This window comes from Streptomyces sp. NPDC088254, from assembly GCF_044740925.1.
Taxonomy (GTDB): domain Bacteria; phylum Actinomycetota; class Actinomycetes; order Streptomycetales; family Streptomycetaceae; genus Streptomyces.
In genome coordinates this window covers 1,342,771-1,360,364 of the sequence record NZ_JBIURQ010000001.1, presented here as the reverse complement: position 1 = coordinate 1,360,364, position 17,594 = coordinate 1,342,771, and the positions used below count along the sequence as shown (strand labels likewise).

Genomic DNA, 17,594 nt, shown 5'->3' with positions numbered 1-17,594 from the left:
ACGCGCCGCTGACGACTTCTTGGCGGCTGACCGGCATGCAGACCCTAGACAACGCTGCCGGGAACCGGCAATGCGCGGGCGGGCGCCGGGGGTGCAGCATGGGCTGCGGGGAGCACTGCTGGGGAATGCGGTGCCGGACACCGGCAGGTGTCCGGCACCGGAACCCTGAGCGAGCGGTGCTCCGCGGAGCGCGGTTGACGGGCAGTGCGGACTGAGGGGGTACGGCATGCGGACGTTGCTCCCGGTCGTCACCGGCCCGCCCACGATCCTGTTGACCACCGCCCTCGTCGTGCTGCTGTGCTTCTGGCTCCTCGTCGCCGCGGGTCTCACCTCGGTCGGCGCCTTCGACGCGGACGCCGACCTCCGGGTCTGGGGGATGGGCGGCGTACCCGTGGCGGTAGCCGTCACCATGCTGACGGCCGTGGCCTGGTTCCTCAGCGTCGGGGGCGTCCTCCTGCTGGCCGTGTGCGCGCCGCCGTGTGCCGTCACCGGTCTGCTGCGCATGGTCCTGCCCGTCGCCGCCCTGCCGGTCGCATGGCGACTGACCTGCCTGTTCGTGCGGCCCCTGCACCGGCTCTTCCCCGACGAACCCGGCCTGCCCGATCGCTGCCGGGCACGCGATCACGTGGACCACGCCGCCTGAGCAGTACCCCCGTCGGCCCTCGACGCCGTCCCCCTCGCACTTCCTTTTTCTTCACGCCTCAAGGACGTATGCCATGAATGTCATCCTCCTGGGCGCCGGTGTGCTCGTCGCCGTCGCCCTGCTCGCCGTGCTGGTCGTCTCCCTGCTGTTCCGCAAGGTGGAGCAGGGCAAGGCGCTGATCGTCTCCAAGCTGCGGAAGGTCGACGTGACCTTCACCGGGCAGGTCGTGCTGCCCGTGCTGCACAAGGCCGAGGTGATGGACATCTCGGTGAAGGCGATCGAGATCACTCGGACCGGCAAGGACGGGCTGATCTGCCAGGACAACATCCGGGCCGACATCCGGATCACGTTCTTCGTCAAGGTCAACAAGACGGTCGACGACGTCATCAAGGTCGCGCAGGCCGTCGGCACCGCGCGGGCGAGCGACCGGGACACGCTGCAGGAGCTGTTCCACGCGAAGTTCTCCGAGGCGCTGAAGACCGTCGGGAAGCAACTGGACTTCACCGACCTGTACACCAAGCGCGAGGAACTGCGGTACCGGATCATCGACGTCATCGGCGTCGACCTCAACGGCTACCACCTGGAGGACGCGGCGATCGACTACCTGGAGCAGACGCCGGTCGCCCAGCTCGACCCGTCCAACGTCCTCGACGCCCAGGGCATCCGCAAGATCACCGAGTTGACGGTCATCGAGCACGTACGCACCAACGAGGCGCAGCGCACCGAGGAGAAGGAGATCACGCGGCAGAACGTCGACGCCCGCGAGGCCATCCTGGAGCTGGAGCGCCGGCAGGCCGACGCGGAGACCAAGCAGAAGCGGGAGATCGCGACCGTGCGGGCCCGGGAGGAGGCCGAGACGGCGCGGGTGGTGGAGGAGGAGCGGCTGCGAGCCCAGGGCGCCTTCCTGGCCACCGAGGAGAAGCTCGGCGTGCAGCGCGAGAACCAGGCCCGCGAGGTGGCCGTCGCCGCGAAGAACCGCGAGCGGGTCATCGCCATCGAGAACGAGCGCATCGAGAAGGACCGGCTCCTCGAAGTCATCGGCCGGGAGCGGGAGACGCAGCTGACCCGGATCGCCGCCGAGAAGGAGGTCGAGGCGGAGAAGCGGGACATCGCCGAGGTCATCCGCGAGCGCGTCGCCGTGGACCGCACGGTCGCCGAGCAGGAGGAGTCGATCAAGAAGCTGCGGGCCGTGGAGGAGGCGGAGCGACAGCGGCAGACCGTGATCATCGCCGCCGAAGCCGAGGCGCAGGAGAAGCTGGTCAAGGACATCAAGGCCGCCGAAGCCGCCGAGCAGGCCGCCACCCACCGCGCGGCCGAGGAACTGACGCTGGCGGAGGCCCGGTTGAAGACGGCTGACCTCGACGCGCAGGCCAAGCTGCGCCTCGCCGAGGGCATTCAGGCCGAGGCGGCTGCCGAAGGGCTCGCGGCCGTCCAGGTCCGCGACAAGGAAGCCGACGTCATCGAGAAGGCCGGCCGGGCTGAAGCCGCCGCCACCGAGGCCCGGCTGCGGGCAGAGGCCGAAGGCGCGCAGGCCCAGGCACTCGCGGACGCCGCGGCCATCGGCGAGAAGCTCAAGGCCGAGGCCGAGGGCCTGACCCAGAAGGCCGCGGCCATGGCCGCCCTCGACGACGCCTCGCGCGGGCATGAGGAGTACCGGCTGCGTGTGCAGGCGGACAAGGAGATCCGCCTCGCGGGCCTCGACGTGCAGCGGCAGGTCGCCCAGGCGCAGGCCACAGTGCTCGCCACCGGTCTGGAGAGCGCCGACATCAACATCGTCGGAGGCGAGTCGGTCTTCTTCGACCGGCTGATGTCCTCGATCGCCCTCGGCAAGGGCGTCGACGGGTTCGTCCAGCACTCCGAGACCGCGCAGGCCCTGGCCCGGCCCTGGCTGGACGGCACCTCCAGCTTCACCGACGACCTGGGCCGCATCCTCGGTTCGGTCACCACGGCCGACGTGCAGAACCTGACGGTCTCGGCGCTGCTGATGAAGCTGATGAAGACCGACGGGTCCGACTCTGGGCAGCTCCAGCAACTGCTCGACAGGGCCGGCGAGCTGGGCCTGGCGGACAAGCCGCTCACCACCCTGAACGGCAGTGCCGTCCACGCCTGACCCGCCCTTTCGGTCCGGAGCCGCCGCACAGGGGACGGCGGCTCCGGACCACCTTCCTCCACTTCCCGAGAGGCATGCCATGACGACCGTCCCGCACGCCGGCACGTACGACCCCGTGGACGGGGGCACGTACGAGGTGCTGCGCGACCGCCTCACCGCCCAGGCCGCCGAACTGGCCCGGCGCGCCGAGGCGCTCAACGCCCGCCGCATCGAGGAGTTCGGCTCGACGCGGTTCGAGCTCGCCGGCACGAAGCGACTGCGCACCGAGCACGCGGCGGTGCCCCGGGACGTCGTCGCGGTGGGTGAGGTGCTGCTGTTCAGCTGCAACGCAGTCCCGAGCCGGGAGGCCGACACACGCGTCGGCGACGTCCTGGCCCTGTACGACCGCAACCTGGAACGGCTGCCTGACGACGCCGTCCCCGGCCTGCTCGACGACCCCGCCTTCGTCCGCGAGTTCACCGCCCTGCACCGCTACTACCGCCACGCCCACCTGCTCCGGCTCCGGCGCACCGAGGGCAAGCTGCTCGCCGTCTTCCAGACCGGCGAGAAGGCGGACGACACGCGGGTGCTGCGCTGGGCCCTTTCCGACGGCGGACGGGCCACCTTCCTCGACGCGCGGGGCGATCGCGACCACGTCCTCCCCCCGTCCCACGACGTCGAATGGATCGACAGCACGCGCGAGGACCACGTCCTCGGACGGCACCCGCTCGTCTCCATCCACGGCAAGGTGTTCGTCTCCACGGTGGGCGGCGTGCTGACCGTCAAGGTCGACGACGACACCGAGACGGCAGAAGGCGTTTACACCGAGCCCGTCGACGAGCCACTTCAGTCCCTCGCGGACGCGGACATCGCCCACGCGTGCGTGGGCGCCCTGGTCCTGCTGCGTGTCCGCCCCTACAAGGAGGACACCGACCGTCACCTGGTGTTCAACACCCTCACCAGAACCGTGGTCCGCCTCGACGGCATCGGCCGGGCGTGCCGCCGCCTGCCCGAGGACCAGGGGATCGTCTTCCCCGGCGGCTGCTGCCTGGCCACCGGCAGCCACAAGGCGTACGAACTCGACACGACGGAACTCGAGTTCGAACGGGAGATCCGCTCCCCGAACGGCGAGGACGTGCTCTACGCCTTCCACGCACGCGTGCAGGGCCGCGGCCTCCTTCTCCCGTACAACACGATCCGCAAGGAGATGGCCAACCCCCTCCCCTGCCAGGGCTGGGCGCTCTTCGACGACGGCTTGCTCGCGATCCTCCGGGCCGACGCCGGGGAACCGCAGCGCGTCCACCCTGTGCAGCTGTGGAACTCCCCGTACGTCTCGGACACCCACGCCGCCGCCCAGCCGGTCGGCACCGGTCCCCTGGCACGCATCGGCAACGCCGACCTCGTGCGCGGCATCTCCGACTGCCTCTCCGTGACGGGCGCCGTCGCCGGTACGACACCCACGACCGAGGTGTATGAGGCGCTGCTGGCCGCCTGCGCCCGGGCGGCGGACACCCACCACTGGCTGGCCGACCCCAAACTCGGCGACCTCCACACGCCACTGGCTCAACTCCGCGACACGGCACAACAGGTCCTGGCCGAGTTCGAGACCGTCCAGGCTCTCACCCAGCAGGTCGAGGACGCGCTCGCCGAAGCCGCCGCGCGGGTCGCCGAGGTCGTACGACGGTTGCGGGGCGAGACCCCACGCGGTGCGGCAGGCTGGGTGACCGGGTTGACCGAGCTGCGCCGCGCGCAGGGCCATCTGCTCACCCTCAAGGACATGCGGTACGCGGACACCGCCCGCATCGACGAACTGGCCGCCGACACCGAGTCCGACCTCGTCGCCTTCGGCCGGCGTGCCGTGGCGCACCTCGCCCGCGAGGACGCCTTCGTCGACCACCGTGCGCAGGTCGAGCGGCTCGTCGCCGACGCCGAGGCGGTCGTCACCGTGGCCGAGGCGGCGCCCGTCGCAGCCCGCACGGACGAACTCGCCGACGAGCTGCGCACGGTGACCGAGGTCGTCGCCGGTCTCGACATCGGCGACGCCACAGTCCGCACCGCGATCCTGGAGCGCATCGCCGAGGTCCTCGGCGGCGTCAACCGTGCCCGCGCCGCCCTCGACGGCCGTCGCCGCGAGCTCCTCGACCGGGAGGGGCGGGCTGAGTTCTCCGCCGAACTCGCCCTGCTGGGCCAGTCCGTCACCGGCGCGCTCACTGCCGCCGACAGCCCGGAGGCTTGCGACGAGCAGCTCGCCCGCCTGCTCGTACAGGTGGAGAACCTGGAGTCCCGGTTCGCCGAGTTCGACGACTTCCTCACCGCCCTCGCCGACAAGCGAGATGAGATCCACGAGGCGTTCTCCGCCCGAAAGCAGACCCTCGCCGACGCCCGCGCCCGGCGCGCCGAACGCCTGGCCGACTCGGCGGCCCGCGTGCTGCGGACCGTGGCCCGCCGGGCCGCCGCCCAGCCTGACACGGACGCCGTCAGCACGTATTTCACCTCCGACCCGATGCCCGCGAAGGTCCGCCGCGCCGCCGACGAACTGCGTGACCTCGGCGACCAGGTGAGGGCCGAGGAGCTGGACGGCCGCCTCAAGGCCGCCCGTCAGGAGGCGCTGCGCGCCCTGCGCGACCGCACCGAGCTCTACACCGACGACGGCCGCACGATCCGCCTCGGCACCCACCGCTTCGCCGTCAACACCCAGTCCCTCGACCTCACCCTCGTCCCGCACGGCGACACCCTCGCCTTCGCCCTGACCGGCACCGACTACCGCTCCCCGGTCGCGGACCCCACCTTCACCGCCACCCGCCCGTACTGGGACCGTCCCCTGCCCTCGGAGTCACCCGAGGTCTACCGCGCCGAACACCTCGCCGCCCGCCTGCTCGACGAACACGGCCCCGAGGCCCTCACGGAGGCCGACCTGCCCGCCCTCGTGCGGCAGGCCGCCGAGACGGCGTACGACGAGGGCTACGAGCGCGGGGTCCACGACCACGACGCGACAGCGATCCTCACCGCGCTCCTGCGCCTGTGCGAGGGCGCCGGTCCGCTGCGCCACGAGCCGGCCGCGCGAGCAGCCGCCCAGATGTTCTGGGAGCACGGCACCACGGACGGGGAGCGCCGGAGCTGGACTGGGCGCGCGGTGTCCCTGGCCCGGGCCCGGGACACCTTCGGCCTGGCACCCGCGATCGCCGACCTGCAACGGGAGCTGGCGGACGTAGCGGGCGGAGAAGGGGCGGCCACGTACCTCTTCGAGGAGCTGACCAGCGGCCCGCCCGGTTTCGTCATCAGTTCAGGCACCCGCACCCTGCTGGAGAAGTTCCGCCGCACCGTGGGCACCTCGGCCTATGACGACGACCTCACCGCCCTCACCGCCCCGGCCGCCCGCGAGCAATTGGTCGAGGCATGGCTGACGGCGTACACCACCGCCACCGGTACCGACCTCACTCCCGGCGACCTGGCCGAGGCGGTGACCGCCGAACTCTGCCCCGGGCTACCCCGCTACGAGTCCGACGCGCCGCTCACGCAGACCGTCACGGGCCTGCTCGGCACCCACCCCCGCATCACCGGCCGTGCCCTCACGGTCCGCGTCGACGAACTCCTCGCCCGCACGAGGCGTTTCCGCACCCGAGACGTACCCGGCCACCGCGCCTACCAGCAGCGCCGTACAGCCCTGGTGGACGCCGAACGTGCCCGTCTTCGCTTGGGCGAGTACCGGCCGCGCGTGATGTCGGCGTTCGTCCGCAGCAGACTCATCGACGAGGTGTACTTGCCGCTCGTCGGCGACAGCCTCGCCAAGCAGCTCGGCACCACGGGCGAGTCCAAGCGCACCGACTCCGGTGGACTGCTCCTGCTCATCTCCCCGCCCGGCTACGGCAAGACGACCCTCATGGAGTACGTCGCCGACCGGCTCGGCATGATCCTGGTCAAGGTGGACGGCCCGGCACTCGGCCACACCGTCACCTCGCTCGACCCGGCCGAGGCGCCGAACGCCACCGCCCGCCAGGAGGTCGAGAAGATCAACTTTGCGCTGGCGGCGGGCAACAACACCCTCCTCCACCTGGACGACATCCAGCACACCTCGCCCGAACTGCTGCAGAAGTTCATCCCCCTCTGCGACGCCACCCGCCGCATCGAGGGCGTGCGGGACGGCGAACCGCGCACCTACGACCTGCGGGGCAAACGCTTCGCCGTCTGCATGGCCGGCAACCCCTACACCGAGTCCGGCAGCCGCTTCCAGGTGCCCGACATGCTCGCCAACCGCGCCGACGTGTGGAACCTCGGCGACGTCCTGACCGGCAAGGACGACGTCTTCGCGCTCAGCTTCATCGAGAACGCCCTCACCGCCAACCCGGTCCTCGCCCCGCTCGCCGGCCGCGACCGCGCCGACCTCGACCTGCTGATCCGCCTCGCGCAGCACGACCCGGCGGCACGAGCGGACCGCCTGACGCATCCGTACGCCCCCGTAGAGCTGGAGCGAATCCTGGCCGTACTGCGTCACCTGCTGACCGCCCGGGAGACGGTCCTGGCCGTGAACGCGGCGTACATCGCCTCGGCAGCACAGTCGGACACGACGCGCACGGAACCACCCTTCCGGCTCCAGGGCTCCTACCGCACCATGAACAAGATCGCCCAGCGCGTCCAGCCCGTCATGAACGACGACGAGCTGGCCGCGCTGATCGAGGACCAGTACCGGGCCGAGGCCCAAACCCTCACCGGCGGTGCCGAAGCCAATCTCCTCAAGCTGGCCGAGTTGCGCGGCACTCTCAACGCCGAGCAGTCGGCCCGCTGGACCGAGTTGAAGGCGGCCCACGTCCGAGCCCAGTCCCTCGGCGGCCCCGAGGACGACCACATCGCCCGGGCCGTCTCGGCCCTCGGTCTCCTGGCCGACCGGATCGCAGCCGTCGAGTCGGCGATCAACCGGGTGGCCGACCCGCGACATCGGGCAATGAACCCCACGGCCCGGCACGCCGCACGGCCGACACCGGGCGGTGGCGGGGACTGAGATGCGGCATGCGCACGGGCTCGCGAGCGAGCCGGGGGCCGGGGCCGTCCGAAGGCCTAACGGCTCATCGGGATTCTGGCTGCCGGGCAACGGTGGAGACCGAGCCGGCGCGTGACGGGTCGGGACGCTTCCAGCCGTTCCTCAGCGGACTTTGGCGGCTCTCTTAAGGCTTCTTGAAGATGACCTTCGAATGGAAGTCTCGGCCCCGGCCGGGTCCTAGGCTCTCGAACACCCCCACAGATTCCGGTGGTCGCGATCGCGACCACCGGAATGCGGGGCCGAGTCATCCGACCGACAGACCGAGGTGTCCTGCATGGGTTCCCGCCGAGCCGCTCGCTCGTCCCGCTTCCCCGCCCGCCCCCGCAGTGGGCCGAAAACGCGCGGGCCCGCGCTGGCCGTGGGAGCCGTCGCTGCGATCGCGGGCGTCGGGATCACCGTGGCCGTCGTCAGCGGCGAGGACGGCCACGCCTCGGACCGGGTGGTTGCGAACAGCACTCACAGGACGCCGGGCGCCGGGGACGCCGCCGACAGTGCGGCGCCGCTCGCCTCTGCTTCGGCGAGCCCGAGCACCAGGGCGAGCAGCTCGCCGAGCGCGAGGCCGAAGGAGAAGCGGAAGCAATCGGCGAGCCCGACCACCCGTGCACGGAAGACGACCGTCCCCGTGTCGAAGGCGCCTGCGGGGACGACGGCGAAGAGCAGCGGCGGCGGGTCGGCGAGCGGTACCGGCGGCACGCGGCCGGGCAGCACCGGACCGGACTCCGGGTCGGGTTCGGAGTCCGGTGGCGGGCCCGAGGCCCAGGTGCTCGCGCTGGTCAACAAGGAGCGGGCCTCGGCGGGCTGCTCGCCGGTCACGGCGAACGACCGGCTCACCCGGGCCGCCGACGACTACAGCGACGTCATGGCCAGCAGCGGCGTGATGTCCCACACCGGCCCCGACGGTTCGACGATGACGAGCCGGGTCGAGGCCGCGGGGTACCAGTGGTCGACCCTGGGCGAGAACATAGCCCGGGGCCAGGCGGACGCCGCCTCGGTGATGAAGTCCTGGATGGACAGCCCCGGGCACCGCGCGAACATACTGAACTGCTCCTTCAAGGAGCTGGGCGTGGGCGTCCACCTCGGCGACGGCGGCCCCTGGTGGACGCAGGACTTCGGCGCCCGTCGCTGACCCGCTCACCGTATCCCGCCGCCGGCCCCGCCCGCGTGGGCCAGTACGAACGACACCCGCACCCGGGCGCCGCCCAAGGGCGCCCGGGTGATCGTCAGTTCGCCGTCCGCCGCGCGGGACGCCCGGGCCACGATGTCCAGGCCCAGACCCGTCGAACCTCCGACGCTCACACCCCGCGTGAGCGCTGCGCCGGGGTCCGCCACGCCCGGTCCCGCGTCGTCGACCGTGAGGAACACGTGCCGATCCGCCCGCTCCACGCGCACGGCGAAGGCGGTGCCCTCCGGGGTGTGCCGGAAGACGTTGCCGATCAGGGCATCGACGACGGCTGCGAGGTCGTCCTCGGGGAAGGCTACGGGCACCGGTCGCGGCGTGAGGGAGCGCTCGTAGGGTCGTCCTTGCTGGGTAGCGAGGACCGACCAGAAGTCCAGGCGCATGGCGACCACCTCGGCGACGTCGCACGCCTTCGTGGCGCCGGCCGCCGCACGGGCCGACTGCGCCGACGCCAGCGGTGTACGTGCCGCGGCGATGATCGAGTCCAGTTCGCTCTCCAGCTGGCCGGCCGCCTCCGCGACCCGCCGGGCGCTGGGCGTCGACCCCATCCGGTCGGCCTCCAGGTAGAGAGCGGTCAGCGGGGTGCGCAGCCGGTGCGAGAGGTCGGCGACCAGTTCGCGTTCCACGGCGAGCAGGTCGAGGACGCGGTCGGCCATGGTGTTGAACGCCGCACCGGCTTCCTGCAGTTCGGGCGGGCCGTCGGGTTCGACCCGCACGTCCAGATCGCCGGAGCCGAGAGCCAGTGAGGCGCGCTTGAGACTGCGCGACGAGCGGACGACGCGGGCGCCGAGTCGGTCGGCGACGAGTACGGAACCGCCGACCAGACCCAGCGCGAGCAGCGCCATGACGCCCCAGGAAGCGACCACGCCCCGGGTGAGGTCTGCGACGGGCACGAAGGCTTCCACGACCGCGACCCGGTCGCCCTGCAGGACGACGGGCTGGAGGTAGACCCAGCCGCCGGCGGTGTCCACAGCCAGCGTCTCGCGCCCGCGCACGGCCCGGTCGAGTGCGGCCCGGGGCGCGTGCGGGGCGCCGACGAAGTCGCCGTCGGGCAGACGTACAACGAGCTGGTCGGAGGAGCCGAGCTCGGCGACGGCCTGCTGCACGTCGGCGCGCCGGGTGGTGAGGGCGAGCACCGGAGACAGGGCGGACGCCCGCTGCTCGGCGGCCGTGGTGGCCCGGTCCCGTACCTGTTCGCGTACGAGGAGGGCGAGGGGGATGAGGAAGGACAGGGCCACCATCGAGGTGACGGCCAGGGCGATTCCGGCGAGGGCACGTCTCATGGGGAGCTGACCAACTTGATGCCCAGGCCGCGAACCGTGCGCAAGTAACGGGGATTTCGCGGCTTCTCTCCCATTTTGCGGCGGAGTGCGGAGAGGTGGACGTCGACCGTCTGGTCCTCGAGGTACGGCTGCTGCCACACCTCTGCGAGGATGCGCTGCCGAGTGACGACCTGGTCGGCGTGGTCGGCGAGGTAGGCGAGCAGATCGAACTCGCGGCGGGTCAGGGGCAGTTCCCGGCCATCCAGGTGCGCGGTGCGCGCGGTCGGGTCGATGCGCAGGTCCGCCACCTGGAGGACGGGCCGCCGGGCCGCAGTTACGTCGGCTGGCACAGACCGGCGCAGCACGGCGGCGAGCCGGGCGGCGAGCTGGCCGCCGGAGAACGGCTTGACCAGGTAGTCGTCGGCCCCAGCGTTGAGCAGCCGGATGATCTCGCTCTCGTCGTCACGGGCGGTGGCGACCAGGACCGGCAGGCGGGAAATGCCCCGGATCATGCGCAGCACGTCGAGGCCGTCGAGATCGGGAAGCCCCAGGTCGAGCACCACGATGTCCGGCGGGCTCTGGGTGATCTCGCGCAGTGCCTCGAAACCCTGGTGGGTGGTCCTGACCGCGTAGCCGTGCCCGGTCAGGACCTCGATCAGCGCGGCCCGGATGACGGGGTCGTCCTCGACGACAAGTACGGAGGCCATGAGCAGGCACGTTAGCCGGTCCGTCAGTATGGTGTCGTGTCCCGCCTCCTGCGCTACCTGATCATATGGCTGGCCTGCACGGCAGCCAGTGTCACCGCTGTGATCCTCACGATTCACTTCGTGGTGGGGTCGACCCGGCCGACCGCGCCGGTCGCGCAGTCCGCGCCGAGTGAGCCCCTCAAGCCCCCACGGCCCAGCCCCACCACCGCGAAACCCTCCCCGAGTCCGTCGGCGAGCAGCCGCAGGCCCAGCCCGCCGCCCCGGAGCAGCGAGCCGGTGACCGATCTCAGCCCGACGCCACCGCCGACGCCCACCGCGCGGACCAGTCCCCGGGGAGTGCCGACCGGCGCGGACGGCTCGGGGTGCCAGGAAGGTGGCGCCGGCGTCTATACGGTGCCGTCCCAGGGCGGCAAGGCGACCGTGCGGTTCGGCGACGACGCGGTGTGCCTGATCTCGGCGGTGCCGAACCGGGGATTCACTGTGACCACGAGCCGGACAGAGGCGCAGTCCCTCACGGTGACGTTCTCGGCGAGCCGCCGGCGGTCGGAGATCACCGCCACGATCCAGCCGCAGAGCCGGGCCGAGGTCCGCGAGGTGTCGTGGTGACGCCCCCCAGTACTCCATGCAACTTCGTGAACCACCCGGTTGCGGGGGCAGCGAGTCGTCGCCGGTAGTGGCTGCGCCGGTCTGTGGCTTGGTGGTGTCCACGCCAGTTCGACCAGTGCAGCAGGCTGCGCGGGGATGTGCCGGTGAGCTCAGCGGGGTGTCGGGGAGGTGGCGGTCCCGAGGGCGGGAACGCCACGGTCGCCGCGCACCTCTCCGCCGACGGCAAGCCCCGGCTGACGGCCTTCACCAACGACGTCTCCGATGTCGACGTCGGCAAGGCGCGTGTGACGGTCCGCCATGTTGCGGCTGCTCCCGCAGTGGACGTCCGGGCCGGCGGTCGACCCGTCTTCACCGACCTGACGAACCCGAAGCAGGACACCGCCGAGGTCGATGCGGGCACAGTCAACGCCGAGGTGGTGCTCGCCGGGACGGACACCGTGGCCATCGGCCCGATCGAACTGCCCCTGAAGGAGGGCACCAGCAACGTCGTCTACGCCTGGGGCAGCGCCGACGACAAGAACCTGGCCCTGGCGACCCGGTCGTTCAACGGCATGGCATCGGCCCCCCGGGGCGTCGACGCGGGCGGCAGCGGCGCTGCGGTCACCCCGAACTCCTCCGGCATGTGGCCGGCGTGGGCCGGCGCGGCCGGGGTGGTCACGGTGACGGTCGTCCTGACGGCCCGCCACTTCGCCGGCCGACAGGGGTGACGGCAGGCGTCGGCACCCAGACCCGATCGTGGCGGCTGCCGCACTGGCAGTCGCCGTCGGCCTCACGGGCCCGCCGCCGGAACAGCCCGCGCTACCGCGGGACTTCGCGGCAACCCCGTCGGACCGTCCCGCCTCCACGGCCGGCGCACCGCAACGGCCCGCGGAAGCACGATGCCCGGCCCGCAGGAGATCCTCGCGCACATCGGCCTCTTCGAGGTGGCCGGCTGCGGCGAGGCCCGCGTGCGGACCGACGTCCCGCCCCGGAAGTACGAGGCGACCAGCGCGGTCAGGTCTGCGGAGAAGGACATTGTTTCGTCGAACGGGCCCGGCTCCACGTCTCCGGTGCGCTCGCCGGCCACCCGCAGCCGGTGCATCCTGAGCGACCGCGGGCGGGCCGGGGAGACGACCAGCGGCAGCCCGTGTGCGGCGAATACGTCTCGGGCATCGTCGACCTTCACGCCCGCCATGTCCGCGATGCGCGTCTCCAGCAGCGCCTCTTCCCGCACCGTGGTCATGCTCCCCCGCTCCCTGTGCCCGCAACTGCTGCCGGAAGTCCGCCGGCCGGCGGCGCGCCTGCCCGCTGATCGACCCGATCCGGCTCCCCCGCGGCGTGTCGGCGTGCGCTGGGCACACGGTTCGGCCAACCGGCCCGAGCACCGTATTAACAGTCGTCTCAGGTTCGCTCGGTACGAAGTAGGCGTCCAGACAAGCGATGCGGCCCGTATGTAGGAGGCTAGTGATGGCAGTCAATGCAGCGCCGTCCGGGGAAGCGCCGGCCGGCAGGTTGGCAGGCCGGTGGGTGCCCTGGTTGGTGATTGGCTTATGGCTGGTGCTGGCGGCGGGCATGGTGCCGCTGAGCGGAAAGTTGAGCTCGGTCACCACCGACAGCGCCGTGGACACCCTGCCGGCCGGTGCCGAGTCCACCAAGGTGGCGGTGCTGGACGACAGTCTCCCCGGCGGTGACAGCAATACGTTCGTCTTCGTGTACCACCGCGCCGGCGGCATGACCGACGCCGACCGCGCGACGGTCGAACGCCACTACAACACCCTTGCCGAGCGGTATCCGCCGAAGGCGACGGCGGCGGCCGGCGAGGACGACGAGGGCTCACCGATGAGACCCTCCACCGACGGCAAGGCGATGATGTTCACCCTCGATGTGAGCACGACCTACGGCGCACCGGAGGCCATCGTCGGCCCGTTGCGTGACGCCGCGAAGGACCGCCCCTCCGGCCTGGAACTCGACGTGACCGGTCCGGGCGCGATCGACGGCGACATGGACGCCGTCTTCGACGGCATCGACGTGCAGGTCCTCCTCACCACCATCGTCGTCGTCACGCTCCTGCTCATCCTCACCTACCGCAGCCCGGTGTTGTGGATCATCCCGCTGGTGGCCGTCGGTGCGGCCGCACTGACCGCGATGGCGACCGTCTACCTGCTCGTCAAGGGCTTCGGCATCGTGGTCAACGACCAGAACTCGGCGCTGCTGACGATCCTGGTGTTCGGCGTCGGCACGGACTACGCGTTGTTGCTCATCGCTCGATATCGGGAAGCACTGCACCACCACGAGAACGTCCGGGTCGCGATGGTCCACGCGCTCCGCGGCGCGGCGCCGGCCATCGTCGCGTCCGCGGCCACCGTGGTCGCCGGCCTGCTCTGCCTGCTCGTCGCGGACCTGAACAGCACCAGCGGGTTGGGCCCGATCGGCGCGGCCGGCATCCTGTGCGCGCTGGTGGCCATGCTGACGCTGTTCCCGGCGGTGCTCGTGGTGCTCGGCAGGCGGATCTTCTGGCCGGCCATCCCGCGGTTCAGCACGGCCGTGGAGGAGAAGCCGGGGCTGTGGGGACGGCTCGGCACCGCCATCAGCCGCCGCCGGTGGGTGGCGATGCTCGGCTCGCTCGGAGTCCTCGGCGTGCTCGCCCTGGGGCTGGCGGGCAACACCGGCGCCCTGCGGGAGCAGGACCAGTTCCTGTCCGCGCCGGAGTCGGTCACCGGCTTCACCGTTCTCCGCCAGCACTTCCCGGAGCTCGGCGGCCAGCCGATGACGATCTTCACGCGGCCGGCGCACCAGGAGCGGGTGCTCGACGTCGTCAAGCACACTCGCGGTGTGGCCCTGGCCATCCCGGAGCAGACCAGCGGTGGCTGGGCCGACATCTCCGTGTTCCCGAAGGACGCGCCGGACACCGTCGCAGAGTACGACACGATCAAGCGGGTGCGCACCGCCGTGCACGCGGTGAGCGGGGCGGAGGCGATCGTCGGCGGGCCGAGTGCGGAGAACCTCGACACCGAGGTGACCACCGAGCGCGACGAGAAGCTGGTGATCCCGCTGGTGCTCGCCGTCGTCCTGATCGTCCTCGGGCTGCTCCTGCGCGCGATCCTGGCCCCGCTGGCCCTGATGGCCACCGTGATCGTCTCATTCGCCGCAGCCTTCGGCGGCAGTGTGTTCGTCTTCGACACGATCCTCGGGTTCAAGGGGATCGACTATTCGGTGCCGCTGCTGGCATTTCTGTTCCTGGTGGCGCTCGGCGTCGACTACAACATCTTCCTGGCCAGCCGGGCCCGGGAGGAGACCGTGCGTCTCGGCACCGGAGAGGGCATGCTCAGAGCCCTCTCCGCCACCGGTGGCGTCATCACCTCGGCAGGCCTGGTCCTGGCGGCCACGTTCGCGGTCCTCGCCACACTTCCGCTGGTGATGCTGATCGAGGTCGGGTTTCTGGTCGCCTTCGGCGTGCTGCTCGACGCCCTGCTGGTGCGGTCGGTCCTGGTGCCCGCCCTCACCCTGCTGATCGGCCGGCGGATCTGGTGGCCGAGCCGACTGTCCCGTCCAGCGGCGGAGCTGCCGGACGGTCAACAGCCGCTCGCCGACGGCGAGGAGCCCGCGCTGCAACGGTGAGCGCGGCGGCTCGGGCCCATGAAGAGATCCGGGACGGGGACCCAGGCCCGTCCCGGATCTCTTCATGGGCCCGACGGTCGCCGCTCTTTGGTCCTGTGCCACGCGCCGGGGCGGGGGTCGGCGCATCGCGGTGTCATCTCCGACGGTGAGCCGCGCGGGGCCATTCCCGAGGGCCGCCGTTCCTTGTCCTGCGCCGCGCCGCCGGGGCGGGTCAGTGCACCACGGTGTCATCCCCGGCGGTGAGCCGCGCGATCGGGGCGGGCGGGGCCGCGGCCGGAAGGTCGACCCGAAGCAGCGCGCCACCGCGTGCGGAGCGGGCGACGGTGGCCCGGCCGCCGTGGGCGTCGACGACCCGCTGCACGATCGACAGCCCCAGACCGGATCCCGGCAACGCGCGGGCGCTGTCGGCACGGTAGAACCGGTCGAACACCCGCGGTGCGTCGGCGGCGTCGATGCCCGGCCCGGCGTCGTCGACGTCGAGCACTGCCGAGGCGCCCTCGGGACGGAGCCGGACCTGGACCGGCTGGTCCGCGGGGGACCACTTGCCGGCGTTGTCGATGAGATTGAGCACCGCCCGCTCGAGCGCAGCGGGACGCCCGCTCACCCACACGGAGGTCACGTCGAGCGCGACCTCGATGTCGGGCATGCGGGAACGCGCCCGGGTCGCGGCGGCCACCACCACGTCGGCGAGGTCGAGCACCTCGGTGCTCTCGTCGCTGACGTCACCGCGCGCCAGGTCGGTCAGCTCGGCGGCGAGGGTGCTCAACTCGGCCACCTGGGCGCCGAGATCGTTGAGCAGCCGGGTCCTGCTCTCCGCCGGCAGTGCGCTGTCCAGGGTGCCGCGCTGATCGAGCCGGATCAGCAGCTCGACGTTGAGGCGCAGGCTGGTGAGCGGGGTCTTGAGCTCGTGGGCGGCGTCCTCGGCGAGCAGCCGCTGGGCCCGCCGGGAGTCCCGGAGCGCGGCGAGCATGTCGTTGATCGACTGGATCAGCCGCCGGATCTCCCCACCGCCCTCATCCGGGATGTCGGCGTCGAGATCCCGGGTGTGCGCGACACGTACCGCGGCGGCGGTCAGCCGGTCGATCGGTGCCAGCCCGGTCCGTGCCACGGTCCGCCCGACAAGGGCGCCGCCGACCACGCAGAGCAGCCCGATCAGCAGCATGCCGAACCCGAACCGGTTGATCGGGCTGTCGTCGGCGACCTGGGCCACCTGGACCGCGCCGTCGCCTGCCCGCAGCGTGTAGACGAGGTAGCCGTCCTCGTCGCTGTCGTTGGACTCCATCAGGTCGGCCGACGCACCCTGCGCCACGCGCCCGGCGTGCTCGCTGACGGGGGGCAGCGCGGGTTGGCCGGCCGGCGTCCGGGTCGAGCCGTCGGGCAGGATGACCCGCACCAGCCGACCGGAGCCGGGATACGGGGGTAGCTGGACCTGCGCCAGACCGGCGCGCTCCGCGTTCGTCGCCAGGACGCGGGAGTCGGCGCGTAGCTGATTCTCGGCGGCGTCCTGCAGCTCCCAGCCCAGTAGCTCGCTGGCCACCTGGAAGGCCACGAACACGCTGACCGCGATGGCCGTCGCCGCGATCACCGTCAGCCTGGTCCGCAGGGACCGCCGGCGCCACCATCGGGTCAGCCGGCGCGGTTCCCGGCCGGCGGGCCTGCTCACGGAGGAGTCTCCCGCAACGTGTATCCCAGGCCGCGCAGCGTGTAGATCAATCGCGGCTCACCCTCGGCCTCCATCTTGCGGCGCAGGTAGCTCACGTATACCTGGAGATTGTTGGCGGTGGCGCTCATGTCGAAGCCCCAGATCGCCTCGAACAGCGCGTCGCGGGTCAGGACCCGGGTCGCGTTGCGCACGAGGACCTGCAGGAGGGAGAACTCGGTCCGGGTCAGGCGCAGCGGCCGCCCGCCCCGCCACGCCTGGAACCTGTCGGGATCGAGCCGGACGTCGGCGAACGACAGGATCTGCGACTCCTCGTCGGTCGGCGTGCGCCGGCGCAGCAGGGCCCGCACCCGGGCCAGTAACTCCTCGGTGGCGAACGGCTTGGGCAGGTAGTCGTCGGCGCCGGCGTCCAGCCCCGTGACCCGGTCGGCGACCTGGTCACGGGCGGTCAGCATCAGCACCGGCAGATCCCGACCCGCGGCCCGCAACCGCCGGCAGGTCTCCAACCCGCCGAGGCGGGGCATCATCACGTCGAGGATCAGCAGATCCAGCGTGTCGCCGTCGGCCCCACCGACCCCGTCGAGCACGGCGAGACCGTTGGCGACCGTGCTGGTGTCGTACCCCTCGACCTGGAGCACCCGCTCCAGCGACTCACGGATGGCCGCTTCATCATCCGCGATCATGATCCGCACGTCGGCCCGCCCCCCTTCCAGTCGATGTTTTTGCCGCTCATTGTCGCCGATCAACCTGAGACCAGGATTAGAGCGTCGCTGGGGACCGCGCTCTTACGGACACCCGAGAAATGGAACCTATCGTCG

The 17,594-nt window shown here is 71.7% G+C and carries 13 protein-coding genes and 1 pseudogene; 7 read left to right on the top strand and 7 right to left on the bottom strand.

Translation table 11 applies throughout. The features are described from left to right. Positions 1-226 precede the first annotated feature (226 nt). The 3 genes from ACIOC0_RS05885 (at position 227) to ACIOC0_RS05875 (ending at position 7,728) form a co-directional block, all read left to right on the top strand. Positions 227-643 (top strand): hypothetical protein, encoded by a 417-nt coding sequence (locus ACIOC0_RS05885; RefSeq protein WP_402152811.1) that lies wholly within the window; start codon positions 227-229, stop codon positions 641-643. A 73-nt stretch (positions 644-716) separates the two neighbouring features. Next, the gene (locus ACIOC0_RS05880; RefSeq protein ID WP_402152809.1) at positions 717-2,753 is read left to right on the top strand and encodes a flotillin family protein; all 2,037 of its coding nucleotides are present in this window, start codon (positions 717-719) and stop codon (positions 2,751-2,753) included. A 79-nt stretch (positions 2,754-2,832) separates the two neighbouring features. Continuing rightward, on the top strand, positions 2,833-7,728 hold the full coding sequence (locus ACIOC0_RS05875; RefSeq protein ID WP_402152807.1) for a DNA repair ATPase: 4,896 nt from the start codon (positions 2,833-2,835) through the stop codon (positions 7,726-7,728). Positions 7,729-8,223: 495 nt separating this feature from the next. Here the strand turns inward: ACIOC0_RS05875 and ACIOC0_RS05870 are convergent, their stop codons facing one another. Further along, on the bottom strand, positions 8,224-8,544 hold the full coding sequence (locus ACIOC0_RS05870) for a hypothetical protein (RefSeq protein ID WP_402152805.1): 321 nt from the start codon (positions 8,542-8,544) through the stop codon (positions 8,224-8,226). Between ACIOC0_RS05870 and ACIOC0_RS05865 the strand changes: the two genes are divergently transcribed. After that, entirely contained in the window at positions 8,528-8,893 is a 366-nt protein-coding gene (locus ACIOC0_RS05865; RefSeq protein WP_402152803.1) for a CAP domain-containing protein, read from the top strand. The two genes, ACIOC0_RS05870 and ACIOC0_RS05865, sit on opposite strands and share 17 nt — an antisense overlap. Positions 8,894-8,898: 5 nt before the next feature. Here the strand turns inward: ACIOC0_RS05865 and ACIOC0_RS05860 are convergent, their stop codons facing one another. The 3 genes from ACIOC0_RS05860 to ACIOC0_RS05850 all read right to left on the bottom strand — a co-directional run bounded on the left by ACIOC0_RS05860 (position 8,899) and on the right by ACIOC0_RS05850 (position 11,227). Next, a complete protein-coding gene (locus tag ACIOC0_RS05860; protein ID WP_402152801.1) occupies positions 8,899-10,227 on the bottom strand; it encodes a sensor histidine kinase in 1,329 nt (442 codons plus the stop codon). Continuing rightward, the gene (locus ACIOC0_RS05855; protein ID WP_402152799.1) at positions 10,224-10,913 is read right to left on the bottom strand and encodes a response regulator transcription factor; all 690 of its coding nucleotides are present in this window, start codon (positions 10,911-10,913) and stop codon (positions 10,224-10,226) included. The genes ACIOC0_RS05860 and ACIOC0_RS05855 overlap by 4 nt, the downstream gene beginning before the upstream one ends. A gap of 113 nt (positions 10,914-11,026) precedes the next feature. Then, positions 11,027-11,227 (bottom strand): hypothetical protein, encoded by a 201-nt coding sequence (locus ACIOC0_RS05850; RefSeq protein ID WP_402152797.1) that lies wholly within the window; start codon positions 11,225-11,227, stop codon positions 11,027-11,029. 22 nt (positions 11,228-11,249) lie between these two features. Between ACIOC0_RS05850 and ACIOC0_RS05845 the strand changes: the two genes are divergently transcribed. Further along, positions 11,250-11,519, top strand: a complete 270-nt coding sequence (locus ACIOC0_RS05845) for a hypothetical protein (protein ID WP_402152795.1) — start codon at positions 11,250-11,252, stop codon at positions 11,517-11,519. A gap of 176 nt (positions 11,520-11,695) precedes the next feature. After that, positions 11,696-12,226, top strand: a pseudogene (locus ACIOC0_RS05840) (DUF4397 domain-containing protein); the annotation flags it as partial. 62 nt (positions 12,227-12,288) lie between these two features. On the opposite strand, the gene ACIOC0_RS05835 reads toward ACIOC0_RS05840, so the two are convergent. Beyond that, positions 12,289-12,741 carry a hypothetical protein gene (locus tag ACIOC0_RS05835; protein ID WP_402152794.1) on the bottom strand — a complete coding sequence of 151 codons (453 nt, stop codon included), beginning with the start codon at positions 12,739-12,741 and terminating at the stop codon, positions 12,289-12,291. A gap of 224 nt (positions 12,742-12,965) precedes the next feature. On the opposite strand from ACIOC0_RS05835, the gene ACIOC0_RS05830 reads away from it, so the two are divergent. Next, entirely contained in the window at positions 12,966-15,116 is a 2,151-nt protein-coding gene (locus ACIOC0_RS05830; RefSeq protein ID WP_402152792.1) for an MMPL family transporter, read from the top strand. Between the two features lie 211 nt (positions 15,117-15,327). On the opposite strand, the gene ACIOC0_RS05825 is transcribed toward ACIOC0_RS05830, so the two are convergent. After that, positions 15,328-16,779, bottom strand: a complete 1,452-nt coding sequence (locus tag ACIOC0_RS05825; RefSeq protein ID WP_402152790.1) for an ATP-binding protein — start codon at positions 16,777-16,779, stop codon at positions 15,328-15,330. Beyond that, complete coding sequence (locus tag ACIOC0_RS05820) at positions 16,776-17,468, bottom strand: response regulator transcription factor (protein WP_402152788.1); 693 nt, start codon at positions 17,466-17,468, stop codon at positions 16,776-16,778. Before ACIOC0_RS05820 ends, ACIOC0_RS05825 begins: the two co-directional genes overlap by 4 nt. Positions 17,469-17,594: the final 126 nt, after the last annotated feature.

Excerpts from the sequence above, each read along its gene's own strand:
- ACIOC0_RS05855 (WP_402152799.1), bottom strand. The coding sequence starts at position 10,913 with ATGGCCTCCGTACTTGTCGTCGAGGACGACCCCGTCATCCGGGCCGCG.
- ACIOC0_RS05830 (WP_402152792.1), top strand. The coding sequence starts at position 12,966 with ATGGCAGTCAATGCAGCGCCGTCCGGGGAAGCGCCGGCCGGCAGGTTG.
- ACIOC0_RS05885 (WP_402152811.1), top strand. The coding sequence starts at position 227 with ATGCGGACGTTGCTCCCGGTCGTCACCGGCCCGCCCACGATCCTGTTG.
- ACIOC0_RS05880 (WP_402152809.1), top strand. The coding sequence starts at position 717 with ATGAATGTCATCCTCCTGGGCGCCGGTGTGCTCGTCGCCGTCGCCCTG.
- ACIOC0_RS05835 (WP_402152794.1), bottom strand. The coding sequence starts at position 12,741 with ATGACCACGGTGCGGGAAGAGGCGCTGCTGGAGACGCGCATCGCGGAC.
- ACIOC0_RS05860 (WP_402152801.1), bottom strand. The coding sequence starts at position 10,227 with ATGAGACGTGCCCTCGCCGGAATCGCCCTGGCCGTCACCTCGATGGTG.
- ACIOC0_RS05875 (WP_402152807.1), top strand. The coding sequence starts at position 2,833 with ATGACGACCGTCCCGCACGCCGGCACGTACGACCCCGTGGACGGGGGC.